Genomic DNA, 17,394 nt, shown 5'->3' with positions numbered 1-17,394 from the left:
GGAGTCGTCATGTCTCAGGTAGTTATTTCAGTGCTGGTCATCGTGCTGGTGGCCAGACTGATCCTCAAAGGCTATCGGGCCGAACCGGTGCTGTTTGCCGCCGGTCTGGTGCTGATGGTGGCAAGCCAGCTGGCAGGGTGGGGGAGTGTGCTGCCCAAAGGGGTCGAGAGCACCGGGATTGCCCTGTTCGATCCTTTTGAGGTGATGCGGGATCTCTTCAGTTCGCGTGCGGCCGATCTGGGGCTGATGATCATGGCGCTGATGGGCTTTGCCCATTACATGGATCATATCGGTGCCAATGATGCGGTGGTTCGCATTGCGATTCGTCCGCTGCGCCGGTTGCGCTCTCCCTATGTGTTGCTCTTTTTCTCCTATCTGCTGGCCAGCGCGCTGCAACTGGCGATCCCCTCGGCGACCGGTCTGGCGGTACTGTTGATGGCGACCCTGTTCCCCATCATGGTGGGGCTGGGCCTCTCTGCGGCCTCGTCGGCCGGGGTGATTGCTACTTCCCTCGGGGTGGCCTATACCCCGACTGCTATCGATGCCATCCGTGCAACCGATGCGGTGGGCATGGGCCACAACGTGATCGAATATGTCTACACCTATCAGGGCCCTGCCGCGCTGGCGACTGTGCTGGTGGTGGGCTTGATGCACGTATTTTGGCAACGTCGTTGCGATCTGCAGGAGGGGCATCAGCATCAGGGGGCCGCTGCGGTGGACGAGTCGGCAAACGAGGTCGGTGTCCCCGGCTTTTATGCCATCTTGCCGATGCTGCCCATCATCATGGCGGTGGGCTTCTCTTCCCTGTTTGTCGATCACATCAAGCTCAATGTCATCACCATCGTGATGATCTCGATGTTTATCAGCATGGTGGTCGAGGCAGCCAGAACCCGTGACATGAAGCAGGTGTGCGGCGGTTTCAGCCACTTCCTCAACGGCATGGGGTCAGCGTTCAGCAAAGTGGTGGGGCTGCTGGTGGCGGCGGGGATCTTCGCTCACGGCATCAAGGTGCTGGGGGTGATCGATATCCTGATCGTCGGCGCCGAACATGTGGGGCTGCCCGCCTTTGCCATGGCGATCGTTTTTGCACTGGTGACGCTGGTTGCCGCCATCATCATGGGCTCCGGCAATGCGCCCTTCCTCGCCTTTGTCGAGCTGATCCCGCAGATCGCCGCCAGCATGGGGGTCAACACCGCCTCCATGATCCTGCCGATGCAGCAGGCTTCCCACATGGGACGCGCCATGTCGCCAGTCTCCGGGGTGATTATTGCGGTCTCCAGTGGCGCCAAGCTGACCCCGTTTGCGGTGATCAAGCGTACCTCGCTGCCCCTGATGGTCGGTTTTGTCTTCCATACCCTGATCGTGGGGATCTTCTATCTGTAACTGCCCCTTCGGGTTATCAGGAGATGAAATAACGAAAAGCCCTTCACCGTTGTGAAGGGCTTTTTGCATCGCGTTATGTTGCTTGCAGTGGGGCGCGTCCAGCTAAAAACGGTACTCGATATGGAGGGTATGGCTGTCCAGCCCTGGGTTCTTGTCATACATATAGGCGTTGGACATGTGCTCATACTGATAGCCGATCAGCCAATTCTTGGTGATGGCGTAGCCGAGGCCGATACCCAGAGCGAACTGGAAGGGGCCGCCGTAATCCTTGTAGCCGTGGCCGCGAGTCCCAAATTGGTACTGATCGAGCCAGACAATTTCGCCGGGGAGCCAGGTCACCCAGTTACCCCATTGGCATTCGATACGGGCGCCGCCCCCCAGTCTGGCGGTCTCTTCATCTTCTACCTTGAGAGTTCCGGCACGTACCCCCAGCCCAAATTGACAGCCAGAGTTTCCCCAGCGCCAGAACATGTGGTGGAACTTGGCGTCGGCGATCTTGATGTCGAGCTTTTCATTGCTGAAGGCCTTGCCAAGCTGCAGTAACACGATATTGTCATTCGCCATTGCAGACGGACTGGCGAGCAGTGCTGTCAGCAGGCCGATCCTTGATAGAGTGTTAGCGTCCATGCCCCCTCCCGATCTTTGTTGTCATTTTGGTGATCCTGTTGATCACCCTTCAGGCATAGTCAATCGACGCGCTCCCTGTCAATGCATGGTCACTCGGTAAAAAATTAAATATTTATGAAAAATCAACTATCTACATGGCCTGATGTGATTTGGCGGGCGTGACCGCGGGGAGATGAAAAAGCCCTTCACCATGGTGAAGGGCTTTTTGCTATCTGACGTTATCCGCTCGGTTTGGCGTGTAGGCTCAGTAGCCCTGCTGGTGCACGTCCATTACGGCGCGGCCTGACGGGTCGGCCATCTCCTTGAACTTGGCATCCCATTCCAGCGCGGTGGGGGTGGAGCAGGCGACCGACTTGCCGTAGGGCACGGTGCGGGCAGCGGCTTCCAGCGGGAAGTGCTCGTCGAAGATGGCGCGATAAAAATAGGCCTCCTTGGTGAGCGGTGTGTTGATGGGGAAGCGGAATGCGGCCGCCTCGAACATCTGATCCGTCACTTCGGTCTCAACCATGGCTTTAAGGCTGTCGATCCACGAATAGCCTACGCCGTCGGAGAACTGCTCCTTCTGACGCCATGCCACTTCGTGGGGCAGCAGATCCTCGAACGCTTCGCGCAGGATGTGCTTCTCGATCTTGCCCTTGCCGCACATCTTGTCGGCGGGTTGCAGGCGCATCGCCACGTCCATGAACTCCTTGTCGAGGAAGGGCACGCGACCCTCCACACCCCAGGCGGCCATCGACTTGTTGGCGCGCAGGCAGTCATAGAGGTGCAAAGAGGCGAGCTTGCGCACGTTCTCTTCGTGGAACTCTTTGGCGTTGGGTGCCTTGTGGAAATAGAGGTAGCCACCGAACAGCTCGTCGGAGCCTTCACCGGAGAGCACCATCTTGATCCCCATCGCCTTGATGTAGCGTGCCATCAGATACATGGGCGTGGAGGCGCGGATGGTGGTGACGTCATAGGTCTCGAGGTGATAGATGACGTCGCGCAGGGCATCCAGCCCCTCCTGCACGGTGAAGTGGATCTGGTGGTGGATGGTGCCGAGGTGATCAGCCACCTTGCGGGCGGCGGCGAGATCCGGCGACCCTTCCAGCCCTACGGCGAAGGAGTGCAGTTGCGGCCACCAGGCTTCGCTCTTGCCATCGTCCTCAATGCGGCGCGCCGCATAGAGCTTGGTGATGGCGGAGATGACGGAGGAGTCCAGCCCGCCGGAGAGCAGCACGCCATAAGGCACGTCGCACATCAGCTGGCGTTTGACCGCCGCTTCCAGCGCCGCTTTCAGCTCGGCCTTGTCGCTGACGTTGTGCTCGACCGCGGCGTACTCCATCCAGTCGCGCTTGTACCACTGTTTGAGCTCGCCATCCTTGCTCCACAGGTAGTGTCCTGGCGGGAAGGTTTCGACGCTCTTGCAGACCGGTACCAGCGCCTTCATCTCGGAGGCGACATAGAAGTTGCCGTGCTCGTCGCGGCCGGTATAGAGGGGGATGATCCCCATGTGGTCGCGACCAATCAGGTAGGCATCCTGTTCGGCGTCATAGAGGATAAAGGCAAAGATGCCGTTGAGATCGTCAAGAAACGCCGGGCCCTTCTCCTTGTAGAGGGCCAGCAGCACTTCACAGTCGGATTTGGTCTGGAACTGGAAGTCGACCTTGAGGGTTTTCTCCAGCTCTTTGTGGTTGTAGATTTCGCCGTTGACCGCCAGTACATGGGTGCGTTCGGGGTTGTAGAGCGGCTGGGCGCCATTGCCCGGGTCGACGATGGCCAGACGCTCGTGCACCAGAATGGCTTTGTCGGAGCTGTAGACGCCGGACCAGTCAGGCCCGCGGTGACGAAGTCGCTTGGACATCTCCAGCGCCGATTTGCGCAGGGCGACTGCATCGGACTTGATATCCAGAATGCCGAAAATTGAACACATTGGCGGTAATCCTCTTGATTTTTATATGAGCCCCCCACGTTTGGGCTCGAAATTCCATTTACATTCCTCGTCAGACACAATGCCTAGCGGAAAAACCTTTTGCAAGCGGGAAAACCGCAGAAAATCATGCCGTAAGCGTCAAGCGGATTAACAGAATAATAGTTGCGGCAACGGGGCAGGGTGACGTGAACGTCAAGCCGAGGCGGGTTCGAAGATCACATAGACCTTGCGACAGGGGGTAAGGGTCTCCCACTCGCCGACAAAGCCGGCCGGAATCACGAATTGATCGCCGGGTTTGAGGGCCAGCTGGCCACCCTGACTGTCGTGGATCACCACATCCCCCTCCAGCAGTTGGCAATACTCGTGCTCGGTGTAGTGAATGGTCCAGCGGCCCGGCTCGCAAGCCCAGAAGCCCACGTGAAACTGCTGGCTTGGGTCGGAGTAGTGGTTCCACACCGTTTGCGCCGGGTTGCCCGCTTTAATGCGCTCGGGGGCTGGCATCAGCGGGGTAGGGACCGCCTTATGGCGATCGAGCAGGATCCAGTCGTTGAGGGTCTTCATGGTGCCTCCTTGGCTTCGGCAGATAGGAACGCGGGGCCATCCCGGCCCCGCGTTTGTTCGCTTTATTAAACGAGGTTGTGCATAACTTAAACGATGCGTTCCTCCTTGCCAAGAGCCCTTGCCAAGGGCTGCTGGCCGATAACTCAAAGCGGCTGCAAGCGGCGGATCACATGGCGGGCAAAGCCGCTGCCCGCTTCGTTGTAGACGTTGAATACCGCATCCACTCCCTGCTCTCTGAGGGAGGCGATATCGTCCTCGAAACGGACGATGGCGGCGATCTTGCCGTTGAATCCGTGGCTGCGCAGCTTCTCGATGGCGTAGAGATTCCCCGAATGGTGGGGCATCGCCAGCAGCACCAGATTGACCTGATTGGAGAGCAGCACCTTGTCCCAGAAGTCGGTATCGGTGGCATCCCCCTCGATGACGTTCATCCCCTGGGCGCGCAGGGTGGGCAGCTTCTCGCTGTCGTTCTCCACTCCGAGGATGACGTTGCCGTACTTGTTCTCCAGCTCGAAGTAGGCCCCCTGACCGATCCGCCCCATGCCGAGGATGATCACCTCGGCATCGCCCAGCTCGATGGGCCTGTCTTCCGGATGGAGGTTGCTTGCCTGCAATCCCCGCAGCCAGTGGCCGATACGGTGGTAAATGCGCTCGCTCTGGGCATTGAGGGGAGCGGAGATCATAAAGCTGGCCGCCAGTGCCAGCGAGACTGCCACCAGCCACTCGTGGGAGAGCCAGCCCGCCTTGGCGGCGATAGCCGCGACGATCAGGCCAAACTCCGAGAAGTTGGTGAGCGCCAGGGTAGAGAGCAGGGCGGTACGCACCCTAAGGTGGGCGCCGCTGTAGACCAGATAGTAGAGGACACTTTTGAGCGGCAGGGCCAGCACCAGCGCCAGTGCCAGCAGCATGGTGTCGTGGGTCGGCAGGCCGTTGAGGCCGATGGTGAGAAAGAAGCAGACCAGAAAGAGGTCTTTGAGGTTGAAGAGCGCCTTGGCCAATCCCGCCGCCGCCGGATGAGAGGCGAGCAGCATGCCGATGATCAGCGCCCCGAGATCCGGCTTGAGGCCGACCACTTCAAAACCGGCTGCCCCGACCACCAGCGCCAGAAACACCCCGAACAGCACCTGCAATTCGCCGTGCCCGGCACGCTCCAGCAGCTTGAACAGCAGCGGGCGCAGCAGCGGCAATCCCAGTACCCAGAGCGCCCAGATACTGGGCCACTTGCCGCTGGAGAAGGCCAGAAACGCCACGGCGAACACGTCTTGCATGACCAGTACCCCGATGGCGATACGGGCGTAGAGGGCATTCATGTCGCTGCGATCTTCCAGCACCTTGACTGCGAAGACGGTGCTGGAGAAGGAGAGGGCAAAGCCCAGCAGCAGCGCCAGCTTCCAGTCCAGCGAGAGGGCAAGTTCAAGCCCCAGTCCCTTGCAGACCAGCAGCACCACGGTAAAGAGCAGGGTGGAGAGCAGCAGGTGCAGGCTGGTGGTGCCCCACACATCGCGCCGCATCAGGGTCTTGATATTGAGCTTGAGGCCGATGGTGAACAGCAGCAGGGTGACGCCGAGATCGGCCACCTCGCTTAGGGCGGGGGTATTTTCATATCCCATGCCGTTGAGGATAAAACCGGCGGCCAGGAAGCCGAGCAGGGGGGGCAGGCCAATCAGATTGACTACCATGCCGCAGCCAAAGGCCACGGCGATCAGAATGGGTTCCATAACAGATCCTGCAAGGGCAGGAGAGACCTGCCCTGTTTAACGCTTGGGTGGTGATTAGACGATATCGATGTCAACCACGGAGTCGAAGATGTGATTCGGCCGAAACGGCATGCGGTCTATATCGGCGACCTTGCTCACCCCGGAGAGCACCAGCACCGTCTCGAGACCGGCCTGAAAGCCCGCCAGAATGTCGGTGCGCAGGTTGTCGCCGATGATGATGGTGTCGTCGGAGTGGGCCTCCATCCGGTTGAGCGCCGCACGGATGATCCAGGCGCTCGGCTTGCCGACATAGAACGGCTTCTTGCCGGTCATTCGCTCTATGGGGGCGCACAGGGCGCCGCAGGCCGGGTGCATCATGGGGCCGTGGGTATCGGGGTTGGTGGCGATAAAGCGGGCCCCCTGATCGACGAACTTGGCCCCCTGTTGCATCATGGTCCAGTTGTAGTTGCGGGTCTCCCCCACCACCACGAAGTCCGGGTCGATGTCGGTGATGGTAAAGCCGGCCTTGTAGAGCTCGTGGGTCAGCGCCCCTTCACCGATCACATAGGCCTTCTTGCCATCCTGACGCTTGAGGAAGTCGGCGGTGCCCATGGCGGAGGTGTAGAAGCACTCTTCCGGCACTTCGATCCCGGCGGAGCGGAAGCGGTTTTGCAGATCTTTCTGGGTCTGGGCCGGATAGTTGGTGAGGAACAAGAGCTTGCTGCCCTGCTCCAGCAGGCGATGGACGAAACGGTCGGCACCGGGGATGAGATCGTTGTTGTGCAGGATGACACCGTCGATATCGCAGATGACGTTCTTCTTCATGAAAACTCCTTGTCAGGGCGCAGGCGAGCCGCCAATCGTTAAGATGTTCAATCATTTATGATTTTTGTGACGCCATTATAAGTCTGTTTGATGACAAGTCTCCCCTGTCTCGCCACTTCGGTGCACAATAAAGCTGCCGTCGGGTCAGTCTGGTGGAGGGGCTGACGCCGGATCACTTTGCTGATGGAGCCGTCGCTATGGACACCCCGATTTCCAAGCCAGTCACACCCGAACACCTCACCGCCGCGCAATTTATCGCCGGACTGCCGAAACTGGAGCTGCACCTGCATATCGAGGGCAGCCTCGAACCCGAGCTGATGTTTGAGCTGGGCCGCCGCAACGGTGTGCCATTGCCCTGGCCCGACGTGGCCAGCGTGCGCGCCGCCTATGACTTTGACTGCCTGCAATCCTTTCTCGACCTCTACTATCGCGGCGCCAGCGTGCTGGTGACCGAGCAGGACTTCTTCGACCTCACCTGGGCCTATCTTGAGCGGTGCGCCGCTGACAAGGTGGTGCATGTGGAGATCTTCTTCGACCCGCAGACCCACACTGCCCGCGGCATCTCCTTTGCTACCGTGCTCGGCGGTATCGAGCGGGCGCTGCAGACCGGGGAGAAGGAGTTTGGCATCAGCTGGCGCCTTATCATGAGCTTTTTGCGCCACCTGAGCGAAGAGGATGCCTTTGCGACGTTGGCAGAGGCTATGCCCTTCCTGTCACGCATTCACGGTATCGGCCTCGACTCGGGGGAGAAGGGCAATCCACCGACCAAGTTTGCCCGGGTCTTTGCCAAATGCCGCGAGCTGGGACTGCCGGTGGTGGCCCATGCCGGTGAAGAGGGGCCTGCCGACTACATCTGGCAGGCGATCAACGAACTGCAGGTGCGGCGCATCGATCACGGGGTGCGCTCGGCCGACGATCCCGAGCTGCTGCGCTATCTGGCCGATACCCGGCTGCCGCTCACCGTCTGCCCCCTCTCCAACACCCGGCTCAGGGTGTTCGGCGATATGGCCCAGCACAATGTGTTGCGACTGCTGGAGCAGGGGCTCTGCGTCACCATCAACTCGGACGATCCCGCCTACTTTGGCGGCTATATGAATGCCAACTTTGCGGCGCTGGCCGATGGCCTTGGCGCGACCATGAGCCAGCTCTGCCGCTTGTCGCTCAATGCGGTGGAGGCGAGCTGGCTCTCTCTGGCCGACAAGGCGCGCCTGACCCGGGAGATCCGCAGTTATGCCGAGACCCACGGCGTGCTCTTGCATTGAGTCAGGCGCCAATGAAGTCGAGATGAGATGCACTAGATATAAAGAGAGGCCCGTCATCACTGGCGGGCCTCTCTTATTTCAATGGCTGGAGTGGTTGCAGGAGGAGGGCTGTATTACGCCACTCGCACCAGAAACTTCTCGCCCTGTCCTTCGCGCTTGAAGCGCTCGAGCAGGGTAGGCAGTGCCTCAAAGTCGCCCACCACCAGCGGCGGCAGGGTCAGTTCGCCGCTCGCCATCTGCGCCATCATGGCGACACCGGCGGCCACCAGTCGGTTCCACTGCTTGTCGGTGCCAAAGGCGTGCTGGGCGCCCAGCGCAATCTCGTGCAAGGAGTGGCAATGGCTAAAGGCGGGCAGCGGGTTGTGCGGGATGCGCCCGAGCACAGTCACCATGTGACCGTAGTAGCCCAGCGCGGGCAGCAGGCTCTCTGCCTGTTGGCTGGAGACCAGATCGATGATCCCCTCAAACGGCTCGTTGCCGTTGGCAGTCTGCAAGGTGGCCAGCCAGTCGGGATCCCGATAATCGGCCACCCCCTGCACACCTATCTGCTTGAGCCAGTGATGGTGGCGTGAGCTGGCACTGGCAAAGACCCGCGCTCCTTGCTGGAGGGCGAGCTGCACCGCAAAACGGCCGACGCTGCTGCCAGCACCTGTGATGAGCAGCGCTTCCCCGTGCAGGCGCGGCAGCTTGGCCAGCGCCTGCCACGCGGTGAGGCCGGGACAGGGCAGGGCGGCGGCCGCCTCGTCACTCAGGGCATCGGGCACCGGCAGCAGGGCGCGGGCCGGTACCCGGGTGTGGCGGGCAAAGCTGCCGTGGTGGCGCAGGTCGGTGTGATAGGCGACCCGGGCACCGAGGCGCAGATGGCTGACGTTGGCACCGAGGGCCACGATAGTGCCCATGCCATCGACGCCGGGCACCTGACCGTCCTGCCAGTTGGAGTGGCCATATTCGATCAGCTTCCAGTCCACCGGATTGAAGGCGATAACCCGATTGGCTACCAGTACCTCGTCAGGGGCGAGCGGTGCCAGGGGCAGATCGGCGAGGGTAAGCTGGGTCGGTTCACCGGGGGCATGCCAGCACCAGGCTTGGGTGTGATTCATGATGACTCCTTGTGAAAGCGAGGGGAGAAAACAACGAGGTCATTGCAACAGCAATACAGAGAAACTGCCACTGCTGCGAATGGGCAACAATACAGCAGGCCCCAACCAGTGGGGCCTGCTTTACGTGGCCGGTTGGCCATTGGCAATCAGCGGCTGGTCGCTGCGTCATCGGCCTGATAGACGGGGTAGTCGGTCAGCCCTTTTTCGCCGCCGCCAAACAGGGTGGCTGGATCGTGGGGGGCCAGCGGATAGCCGTGGCGCAGCCGGTTCGGCAGATCCGGGTTGGCAACGAAGGGGCGGCCAAAGCCAATCATGTCGGCCCAGCCCGCGTCGAGGGCGGCGCGTGCCCGCTTGCCATCATATTTGCCGGCGTAGATCAGGGTGTTGGGGAAGGCATCCCGCAGACCCAGCTTGAAGTTCTCCGGCATCAGGGGGGCATCGTCCCAGTCCGCCTCGGCAATGTGCAGGTAGACCACGTTGAGCTGGCCCAGCAGACGGGCGGCCGCCAGATAGGTCTCCTGCGGATTGGCATCGACTGTGCCGTTGAGGGTGGTGAGCGGCGCAAGACGCACCCCGACACGTTCGGCCCCGATTTCGCTACTGACCGCCTCGGTCACCTCTTTGAGAAAGCGCAGCCGGTTTTCCAGCGATCCGCCATAACTGTCGGTGCGGGCGTTGGATTCGGAGTCGAGGAACTGGTTGATTAGATAACCGTTGGCGGCGTGCAGCTCGATGCCGTCAAAACCGGCGCTGATGGCGTTGCGGGCCGCCTGACGGAACTGGCCCACCACTGCATTGATATCGGCTTGAGTCATGGCGCGCGGAGTGACGGTCTCGACAAAGCCCGGCGCATCGCTGCCGTTATCGACGAACACCTTGACGCCCACTGCGGGCAGGGCTGAAGCGGAGATGGGCTGGGCGCCGCCGATGTTGTCCGGATGGGTGACCCGGCCCACGTGCCAGAGCTGGGCGAAGATGGTGCCCCCCTTGGCATGCACGGCATCGGTCACCAGTTTCCAGCCAGCGATCTGCTCTGCGCTGTAGATCCCCGGCGTCCAGGCATAGCCCTTGCCCATGGGGTCGATTTGGGTGCCTTCGCTGATGATCAGGCCCGCCTCGGCGCGCTGGGCGTAGTAGCTCGCCATCATGGCGTTGGCCACATCACCCGGCTGACTGGCACGGGAGCGGGTCATGGGGGGCATGACGATGCGGTTGGCAAGGTGCAGCTGGCCGAGGCGCAGCGGGCAGAACAGGTGATCGTGGCTCATCTTGAGTTCCTCATGGTGGACGTGAGGCCACTTTATGCCGCCATCTTGTTGTGAAAAAGAGGGGTAATTGCACAAGAGAATTGTGCTTGATGCAGCAATCAGTGCAAACCGTCGGGAAAGAGGCGTTGAGGCATAAAGTTGAAGCATAAAAAAGAGGGCCGTCTGGCCCTCTTCTGTATTCTGCTGGTGGCAGGCTCAAGCCGTGGTGGGCATCACTTTCACCCGCTCGATGCGCCGCTCGCTCACCTCGATCACCTCGAAGTTGAGTTGCTGCAGTTGCAACTGCTGGCCCGGGGTGGGCAGGGTGCCGAAGTGGGAGAGCAGCATGCCGGCCAGGGTCACGTATTCATCGCTCTCGCTCACCAGCCCCTCGTGCTCCAGCACCTGCTCCACATGATGGATGTTGGTGCTGCCGTTGATCAGCCACCCTTCGCCATCGCGCACGATATCCGGGGTTTCGTCCTCGTCCGGCAGCTCGCCAACGATGGCCTCCAGCAGATCGTGGGTGGTGACCAGCCCCTGGATCACGCCAAACTCGTCGGAGACCAGAATAAGGCTCCCCTTGGCTTTGCGCAGCTCCGCCAGCAGGCGGATCACGTTGATGGTCTGCGGCACGATTATGGGATCGTTCTGCTTGGCCAGTTCGCTCAAGGATTGCCCTTCGTTCAAGGCAAACAGCAGATCGCGCGCCTTGACCACTCCGATCACCTCGTCCAGATCCCCGTCACAGATGGGGAACAGGCTGTGGGGCTCGCGCTGCAGCAGGGCACGGATCTCGTCGCTGGAGTCGTTGATATCGATCCAGGCCATCTCCGAGCGCGGGGTCATGATGGTGCGAATGGAGCGCTCGGCCAGCGACAGCACGCCGGTCACCATATAGCGCTCCTCCTCGCCAAAGCTCACCGGCACTACGGCAGGGGCATCCAGATCGTCATCCGGCTGATCCTGATAGGCCTTGCTGCCCATCAGCTTGAAGATGGCGGCGGTGGTGCGCTCGCGCAGGGGCTGTTTGGATTCGTGACGCATGGCGCTGCGCTGGGCCAGCTGGTTGAAAAACTCGATCAGCACCGAGAAGCCGATGGCCGCGTAGAGGTAGCCCTTCGGAATATGGAAGCCAAATCCTTCCGCCACCAGGCTGAAGCCGATCATCAGCAGGAAGCTCAGACAGAGCACCACCACGGTGGGGTGGGCGTTGACGAAGCGGGTCAGCGGTTTGGAGGCGAGCACCATCACCACCATGGCGATGGTCACGGCGGCCATCATCACGCCCAGGTGTTCCACCATGCCGACGGCAGTGATGATGGAGTCGAGCGAGAAGACCGCATCGAGCACCAGAATTTGGGCGATCACCACGCCGAAGCTGGCGTAGGCGCCGACCGGGCCATCATCCTGGGGTTTGGCTTCCAGCCGTTCATGCAGCTCGGAGGTGGCCTTGAACAGCAGGAACAGGCCGCCCCCCATCAGGATCAGATCCCGACCGGAGAAGGGGTGATCCCACAGGTGCAAAATCGGGGTGGTCAGGGTGACCAGCCATGACATGACGCTCAAGAGCCCAAGTCGCATCAGCAGGGCCAGCGACAGGCCGATGACGCGTGCCTTGTCCCGTTGGGCGGGGGGCAGTTTTTTCACCAGGATGGCAATAAAGACCAGGTTGTCGATCCCGAGCACGATTTCCAGAATGATCAGGGTAAACAGACCAATCCAGATATGGGGATCCAGCAGCAATTCCATTGTGACGACCTCAATAAAAACAGACAGAGCAAACAGTGATCACGGCGCAAGATGGCCGCAGTAACAGCAAGGCAAAGGTGTTATTCAGAGGCGCTGATTAAGCAGAAAAAGATAGGCTTTGACAGAGAGAGACGAAGGGCAACTTCGGGGATTGTCCATGATGGGCAATAAAACCTCGGGTGAAAAATGAGCCCTGATGATAGCGGCTGGCGCCAATTTGGCAAGTGCAGCATCAGCGGGGCGTGATGGGGTGGTGATGAGACAGGGGGAGGCGGCCGGGCCGCGCTCCCCCGTGCGGTCCTTACAACCAGCGCTTTTCGCGGGTGAAACAGACCGACAGCCAGGCATCCCCCAAGGTATCGCCGAGGCGGGACCAGAGCTCCTGGCGCAGGGCATCCTGACGTTCGACAGGCCACTCCTGACCCGGTGCTACCAGAATGTTCAATTCCAGATCGAAACGGCGACCGCTTTTGGCCAGATGGCTGTAGCACTCGATGCCGTGGCGTTGGCGCAGCGCCTCGATTTCCCGCTCGACTTGGCGGGGCACATCCCCCTTGGGGGCGATCTTCAACACTTCCCGCAGGTTGCGACTGAGCACCTTGATGGGAATGAGGGTGGCACACAGGGCCAGCAGCGAGACCAGAACCGGGTCTATGTAGCGGTTGTATTGGCCGTAGCCGATGGCATCGAGGCCGATGGCGACCACGAAACCGATAAGCAGGGTGGCGCTGAGCAGGGTATCCACCAGCCACTCCTTGGAGTCGACCCGCACCAGCTCGGAGTCTACCTGTTCGGCAACCTGGGCTTCGATGCGATAGATGATGGCGCAGAAGAAGGTGGAGACGGCGGCATATATAAGGGCGTGGCCGAGATCGATCTCTCGTCCGCCATCCAGCAGGGTGGTGATGCCGCTATAGAGAGCGCCAAGGCAGAGCAGCAGAATAATGGTGCCATTGATGACGTTGGTGATGGGCTCGAAGTGGGCATAGCCGTACTGGAAGCGCGCATCGGAAGGGCGGGTAACGAGATAGGCAGTGATGAGGCCAAGGCCCGTCATACCCATGCTGAACAGGGTGAAGATACCATCGAGCATGATGGCGTTGGAACCGACGAAGAGGCCGTAGCCGATGCCGAAGATGGCAAAGGTGATACAACCGAACAGCGACAGGGTAAGCGCCTGTTTTTCGGTGGTGACCAGCGTACTGATAACATGGCTGTGGTGAGCCATAAAAGTCCTCCTTTCAAATGGTGAATATTGCCAAGCGCAAGCGGTTTTCTAGCTGATATACTGCCCGCTCACATGTGAGCGGACTGGCCTGACTGCCATTGACAGGTGGCTGGCCAGTCGTTGTCGCCGGCGTGCCGGCATCAAGCAAAGGATGGGAACAAGGATTCATGATCCCGAGACTCGATTACCAGGACAGTTTGTCACCCGCAACCCTGCAGTTTCTTGAGTTGCTAGAGCGCAGCGCATTTCGTGGTGATATCGAAAAGTCTTATGCAAGCCGGTTGGCGATGGCGACGGATAACAGCGTCTATCAGGTAGTACCTCAGGCGGTTCTCTATCCGCGCAGTGCGGACGACATAGCAGCAATGCTCAAGCTGGCCGCAGAGCCGGCGTTCGCCTCCTTGAGTTTTTTCCCTCGCGGTGGCGGTACCGGCACCAATGGCCAGTCATTGGGCGGCGGCATTATCGTCGATCTCTCCCGTTATATGAACCAGATCATGGAAATTAATCTGGAGGAGGGGTGGGTGCGTGCCCAGGCCGGGGTGGTGAAAGACCAGCTCAACGCCTATCTCAAGCCCCACGGTTACTTTTTCTCGCCGGATCTCTCCACCTCCAATCGCGCCACCTTAGGGGGCATGATCAACACCGATGCCTCGGGGCAGGGGTCTCTGGTCTACGGCAAAACCTCGGATCACGTGCTGGGCCTCAAAGCCGTGCTGGAGAATGGCGACATCATGGCGACCGAGCCGCTGACCGGTGAGCGACTGGCCGACAAGCTGGCGCTGGAGAATCGCGAAGGGGAGATCTATCGCACCCTCTATCGCATCGGTAAGGAGCGCCGCGCCGACATCGAGGCGACCTTCCCCAAGCTCAACCGCTTTTTGACCGGTTACGATCTCAAGCATCTCTATCAACCCGATACCGACACGCTGGATGTCAGTCGCGTGCTGTGCGGCTCTGAAGGGTCTCTCTGCTTTATCACCGAAGCCAGACTCAATATCACCCCCATCCCGCGCTATCGCACCTTGGTCAACGTCAAGTACGACAGCTTCCCCTCCGCCCTGCGCAATGCCCCCTTTATGGTGCAGGCCCAGGCGCTGTCGGTGGAGACGGTGGATTCCCGGGTGCTCGGGCTGGCCCGCGCCGACATCATCTGGCATTCGGTGAAAGAACTTATTCAGGATGTGCCAGGCAAGGATCTGCAGGGGCTCAATATCGTCGAGTTTGCCGACACCGATGAAGCAGAACACAGGGCCAAGGTGGCGGAGCTCTGCCGCCGTATCGACGAGCTGCTGGCCAAGGGTGAAGCCGGGATCATCGGCTATCAGGTGTGTGACCACCTGCCGAGCATCGAGACCATCTACACCATGCGCAAGAAGTCGGTGGGGCTGCTGGGCAACGCAGAAGGGCGCAAGAAGCCGGTGGCCTTCACTGAAGATACCGCCGTGCCGCCCGAATCCCTGGCCGATTTCATCATGGAGTTTCGCGCTCTGCTGGATGCCCACGGCCTCGACTACGGCATGTTCGGCCACGTCGATGCCGGTGTGCTGCACGTGCGCCCGGCGCTGGATTTGTGCGATCCCGAGCAGGAGGTGCTGCTGCGCCGCATCTCCGATCAGGTGGTAGCGCTCACTGCCAAATATGGCGGCTTGATGTGGGGGGAGCACGGCAAGGGCTTTCGCTCCGAATACAGCCCCGCCTTCTTTGGCGAGCTGTGGGAAGAGCTGCAGCGGGTCAAGGGGGCGTTCGACCCGGCCAACCGCATCAACCCGGGCAAGATCTGTATCCCCTACGGTAGCGGCGCCGAGCTGGTATCGGTGGATGGGCCCAAGCGCGGCAAGTATGACCGCCAGATCCCGCTCGCAGTGCGCACCAGCTACACCCGCGCCATGGATTGTAACGGCAACGGCCTCTGTTTCACCTTCGAGACCGACTCCCCCATGTGCCCCTCGGTCAAGATCAGCCGTGATCGCCGCCACTCCCCCAAGGGGCGGGCGGGCCTGATGCGTGAATGGTTGCGTCAGCTGGCGGAGCAGGGCTTTGACCCGCTGGCGGAAGAGGTGGCGCTGCAATCCGGTGGTGTGCGCTTCAAACAGCTGGTGGACAAGGTGCGCAACAGCTGGGCCAAACAGCGTGGCGTGTATGATTTCTCCCACGAGGTGATGGAGGCGATGGCAGGCTGTCTGGCCTGCAAGGCGTGCACCAGCCAGTGCCCGATCAAGGTGGATGTGCCCGATTTTCGCGCCCGCTTTATGCAGCTCTATCACGGCCGCTACCTGCGCGCCCCCAAGGATTACTTCGTCGGCACGGTGGAGAGCTATGCGCCGTTGCTTGCCAAGGCGCCGAAGCTGGTCAACTTCTTCCTCGAAAAAGAGTGGGCCCAGAAGGCGACCGAGAAGAGTATCGGCATGGTGGATGTGCCGCTGCTCTCGGTGCCGACCCTGGCCGAGAGCCTGCACGATAACCGCGCCCGCTATTTTGATCTGCCGGGACTGGAGCGGATGAGTGCCGAGCAGCGCAAGCAGGTAGTGCTCATCGTGCAGGATCCCTTCACCAGTTATTACGATGCCCCCGTGGTGCGCGACCTGGTGAAACTCGCCAGCAAGCTCGGTTTCCAGCCCTATCTGCTGCCCTTTAAACCTAACGGCAAGCCCCAGCATATCAAGGGGTTCCTGCGCGCTTTTGCCCGTACCGCGGCCAACAGCGCCCAGTTCCTCAACAAGGTGGCGGCGCTTGGCATTCCCATGGTGGGGGTGGATCCGGCCATGGTGCTTTGCTATCGCGACGAGTATGCCAAGGCGCTTGGGTCGGCCCGCGGTGATTTTCAGGTGTTGTTGCCGCAGGAGTGGCTGCTCTCGCTGCCGGCAGATCAACTGCCTGCTAGCGCCAACAAGACCAAGATCGAGGAGGGGAGTGAGCCCTGGTATCTGTTTGCCCACTGCACCGAGAAGACCGCCAAGCCCTCCACTCACGGTGACTGGAGCACCCTGTTTGGCCGCTTCGGGGCCAGTTTGCAGCCGGTCTCTGTGGGGTGTTGCGGTATGGCGGGCACCTATGGTCACGACGTCAAACAGGTGGAGAACTCCAAGGGCATCTATGGGTTGAGCTGGGCAGACCCGCTCGCCCGCCTGCCCAAGGGACGCTGTCTGGCGACCGGCTATTCGTGCCGCAGTCAGGTCAAGCGGATGGAGGGGGAAAAGCTCAAACATCCATTACAAGCCCTGCTGGAGCTGCTCTGATGCTGACGTTCCCCAAGCGGTTTCGGGTGCCGAAGGCCTATCGGCATCCACGTTTCTTGCTGTTACCCGCCACTCCCGCTCAGGCGGTGGTGGAGTTTGTCGCCATGTTGCGCGAGCGCGAGCAGCTCCATCAGCTGTTTCGCCCGAACGATCTCTGGCCCTCCGCCAACTTCAGCCTGAGCCAGCACGAAGGGGATCTGGAGTGGCAGCAGTCGGAGTTTCTGGCCAAGCGCTCCTTTGCCTATGGCCTCTGGAGCCCAGATCGGGAGCCGCAATTTTGGGGCGGGGTTTATCTCTACCCCTCGGTGCTGCCGGAGGTAGCGGTGGAGCTCTTCTTCTGGAAGGTGGCCGAGGCGCCCATCACGGATGAGGAGCTGGAGATTCAGCTGCGCGAGTGGCTCGCCAGGGTGTGGCAGTGGCCAGCCCCCCGCTTGCCGGGGCGAGATGTGCCTTGGTCCGAGTGGCCCGGCGTTACCTACCCCTGGTGACATCCCGCTTAAGGGCATGATTGTGTAACACGCAGCGCCGGGTCGGGGCTGCGTTGTTAACACGTCACCTGGTAAC

The 17,394-nt window shown here is 60.7% G+C and carries 13 protein-coding genes; 4 read left to right on the top strand and 9 right to left on the bottom strand.

Annotated elements, in window-relative coordinates:
* Positions 1–9 precede the first annotated feature (9 nt).
* Positions 10–1,383, top strand: a complete 1,374-nt coding sequence (gene dcuC, locus AB5Z05_RS11090) for a C4-dicarboxylate transporter DcuC (protein ID WP_368151525.1) — start codon at positions 10–12, stop codon at positions 1,381–1,383.
* 102 nt (positions 1,384–1,485) lie between these two features.
* On the opposite strand, the gene AB5Z05_RS11085 is transcribed toward dcuC, so the two are convergent.
* The 5 genes from AB5Z05_RS11085 to AB5Z05_RS11065 all read right to left on the bottom strand — a co-directional run bounded on the left by AB5Z05_RS11085 (position 1,486) and on the right by AB5Z05_RS11065 (position 7,002).
* Positions 1,486–2,010, bottom strand: coding sequence for an acyloxyacyl hydrolase (locus tag AB5Z05_RS11085; protein WP_368151523.1), 525 nt, complete (start codon positions 2,008–2,010; stop codon positions 1,486–1,488).
* A 244-nt stretch (positions 2,011–2,254) separates the two neighbouring features.
* A complete protein-coding gene (gene asnB, locus AB5Z05_RS11080; RefSeq protein WP_159158689.1) occupies positions 2,255–3,919 on the bottom strand; it encodes an asparagine synthase B in 1,665 nt (554 codons plus the stop codon).
* A gap of 192 nt (positions 3,920–4,111) precedes the next feature.
* On the bottom strand, positions 4,112–4,480 hold the full coding sequence (locus AB5Z05_RS11075) for a cupin domain-containing protein (protein WP_368151521.1): 369 nt from the start codon (positions 4,478–4,480) through the stop codon (positions 4,112–4,114).
* Between the two features lie 143 nt (positions 4,481–4,623).
* Complete coding sequence (locus AB5Z05_RS11070; RefSeq protein WP_139444273.1) at positions 4,624–6,198, bottom strand: cation:proton antiporter family protein; 1,575 nt, start codon at positions 6,196–6,198, stop codon at positions 4,624–4,626.
* Positions 6,199–6,252: 54 nt separating this feature from the next.
* Positions 6,253–7,002 carry an HAD-IIA family hydrolase gene (locus tag AB5Z05_RS11065; RefSeq protein ID WP_005337281.1) on the bottom strand — a complete coding sequence of 250 codons (750 nt, stop codon included), beginning with the start codon at positions 7,000–7,002 and terminating at the stop codon, positions 6,253–6,255.
* A gap of 197 nt (positions 7,003–7,199) precedes the next feature.
* On the opposite strand from AB5Z05_RS11065, the gene AB5Z05_RS11060 reads away from it, so the two are divergent.
* Complete coding sequence (locus tag AB5Z05_RS11060) at positions 7,200–8,264, top strand: adenosine deaminase (RefSeq protein WP_368151519.1); 1,065 nt, start codon at positions 7,200–7,202, stop codon at positions 8,262–8,264.
* Positions 8,265–8,377: 113 nt separating this feature from the next.
* Here AB5Z05_RS11060 and AB5Z05_RS11055 read toward each other — a convergent pair whose 3' ends face one another.
* The 4 genes from AB5Z05_RS11055 to AB5Z05_RS11040 form a co-directional block, all read right to left on the bottom strand.
* Entirely contained in the window at positions 8,378–9,364 is a 987-nt protein-coding gene (locus tag AB5Z05_RS11055) for a zinc-binding dehydrogenase (protein WP_368151517.1), read from the bottom strand.
* A 146-nt stretch (positions 9,365–9,510) separates the two neighbouring features.
* Positions 9,511–10,632, bottom strand: a complete 1,122-nt coding sequence (locus AB5Z05_RS11050) for an alkene reductase (RefSeq protein ID WP_368151515.1) — start codon at positions 10,630–10,632, stop codon at positions 9,511–9,513.
* 195 nt (positions 10,633–10,827) lie between these two features.
* Positions 10,828–12,363, bottom strand: coding sequence for a TerC family protein (locus AB5Z05_RS11045; RefSeq protein WP_368151513.1), 1,536 nt, complete (start codon positions 12,361–12,363; stop codon positions 10,828–10,830).
* A 301-nt stretch (positions 12,364–12,664) separates the two neighbouring features.
* On the bottom strand, positions 12,665–13,591 hold the full coding sequence (locus AB5Z05_RS11040; protein WP_368151511.1) for a cation diffusion facilitator family transporter: 927 nt from the start codon (positions 13,589–13,591) through the stop codon (positions 12,665–12,667).
* A gap of 167 nt (positions 13,592–13,758) precedes the next feature.
* On the opposite strand from AB5Z05_RS11040, the gene AB5Z05_RS11035 reads away from it, so the two are divergent.
* Together AB5Z05_RS11035 and AB5Z05_RS11030 are read left to right on the top strand one after the other, a co-directional pair.
* On the top strand, positions 13,759–16,830 hold the full coding sequence (locus AB5Z05_RS11035; RefSeq protein ID WP_368151509.1) for an FAD-binding and (Fe-S)-binding domain-containing protein: 3,072 nt from the start codon (positions 13,759–13,761) through the stop codon (positions 16,828–16,830).
* Entirely contained in the window at positions 16,830–17,318 is a 489-nt protein-coding gene (locus AB5Z05_RS11030) for a hypothetical protein (protein WP_139740347.1), read from the top strand. The genes AB5Z05_RS11035 and AB5Z05_RS11030 overlap by 1 nt, the downstream gene beginning before the upstream one ends.
* Positions 17,319–17,394 lie beyond the last annotated feature (76 nt).

The organism is Aeromonas sp. R2-4, assembly GCF_040908365.1.
Lineage (GTDB): Bacteria > Pseudomonadota > Gammaproteobacteria > Enterobacterales > Aeromonadaceae > Aeromonas > Aeromonas veronii.
The sequence above is the reverse complement of the archived record's forward strand: the minus strand, read 5'-3'. Positions and strand labels throughout refer to the sequence as shown.

Coding starts and splice junctions, on each gene's coding strand:
- AB5Z05_RS11065 (WP_005337281.1), bottom strand. CDS start 7,002: ATGAAGAAGAACGTCATCTGCGATATCGACGGTGTCATCCTGCACAAC.
- AB5Z05_RS11035 (WP_368151509.1), top strand. CDS start 13,759: ATGATCCCGAGACTCGATTACCAGGACAGTTTGTCACCCGCAACCCTG.
- AB5Z05_RS11075 (WP_368151521.1), bottom strand. CDS start 4,480: ATGAAGACCCTCAACGACTGGATCCTGCTCGATCGCCATAAGGCGGTC.
- AB5Z05_RS11060 (WP_368151519.1), top strand. CDS start 7,200: ATGGACACCCCGATTTCCAAGCCAGTCACACCCGAACACCTCACCGCC.
- AB5Z05_RS11050 (WP_368151515.1), bottom strand. CDS start 10,632: ATGAGCCACGATCACCTGTTCTGCCCGCTGCGCCTCGGCCAGCTGCAC.
- dcuC (WP_368151525.1), top strand. CDS start 10: ATGTCTCAGGTAGTTATTTCAGTGCTGGTCATCGTGCTGGTGGCCAGA.
- AB5Z05_RS11055 (WP_368151517.1), bottom strand. CDS start 9,364: ATGAATCACACCCAAGCCTGGTGCTGGCATGCCCCCGGTGAACCGACC.
- AB5Z05_RS11085 (WP_368151523.1), bottom strand. CDS start 2,010: ATGGACGCTAACACTCTATCAAGGATCGGCCTGCTGACAGCACTGCTC.
- AB5Z05_RS11045 (WP_368151513.1), bottom strand. CDS start 12,363: ATGGAATTGCTGCTGGATCCCCATATCTGGATTGGTCTGTTTACCCTG.
- AB5Z05_RS11070 (WP_139444273.1), bottom strand. CDS start 6,198: ATGGAACCCATTCTGATCGCCGTGGCCTTTGGCTGCGGCATGGTAGTC.
- AB5Z05_RS11030 (WP_139740347.1), top strand. CDS start 16,830: ATGCTGACGTTCCCCAAGCGGTTTCGGGTGCCGAAGGCCTATCGGCAT.
- asnB (WP_159158689.1), bottom strand. CDS start 3,919: ATGTGTTCAATTTTCGGCATTCTGGATATCAAGTCCGATGCAGTCGCC.
- AB5Z05_RS11040 (WP_368151511.1), bottom strand. CDS start 13,591: ATGGCTCACCACAGCCATGTTATCAGTACGCTGGTCACCACCGAAAAA.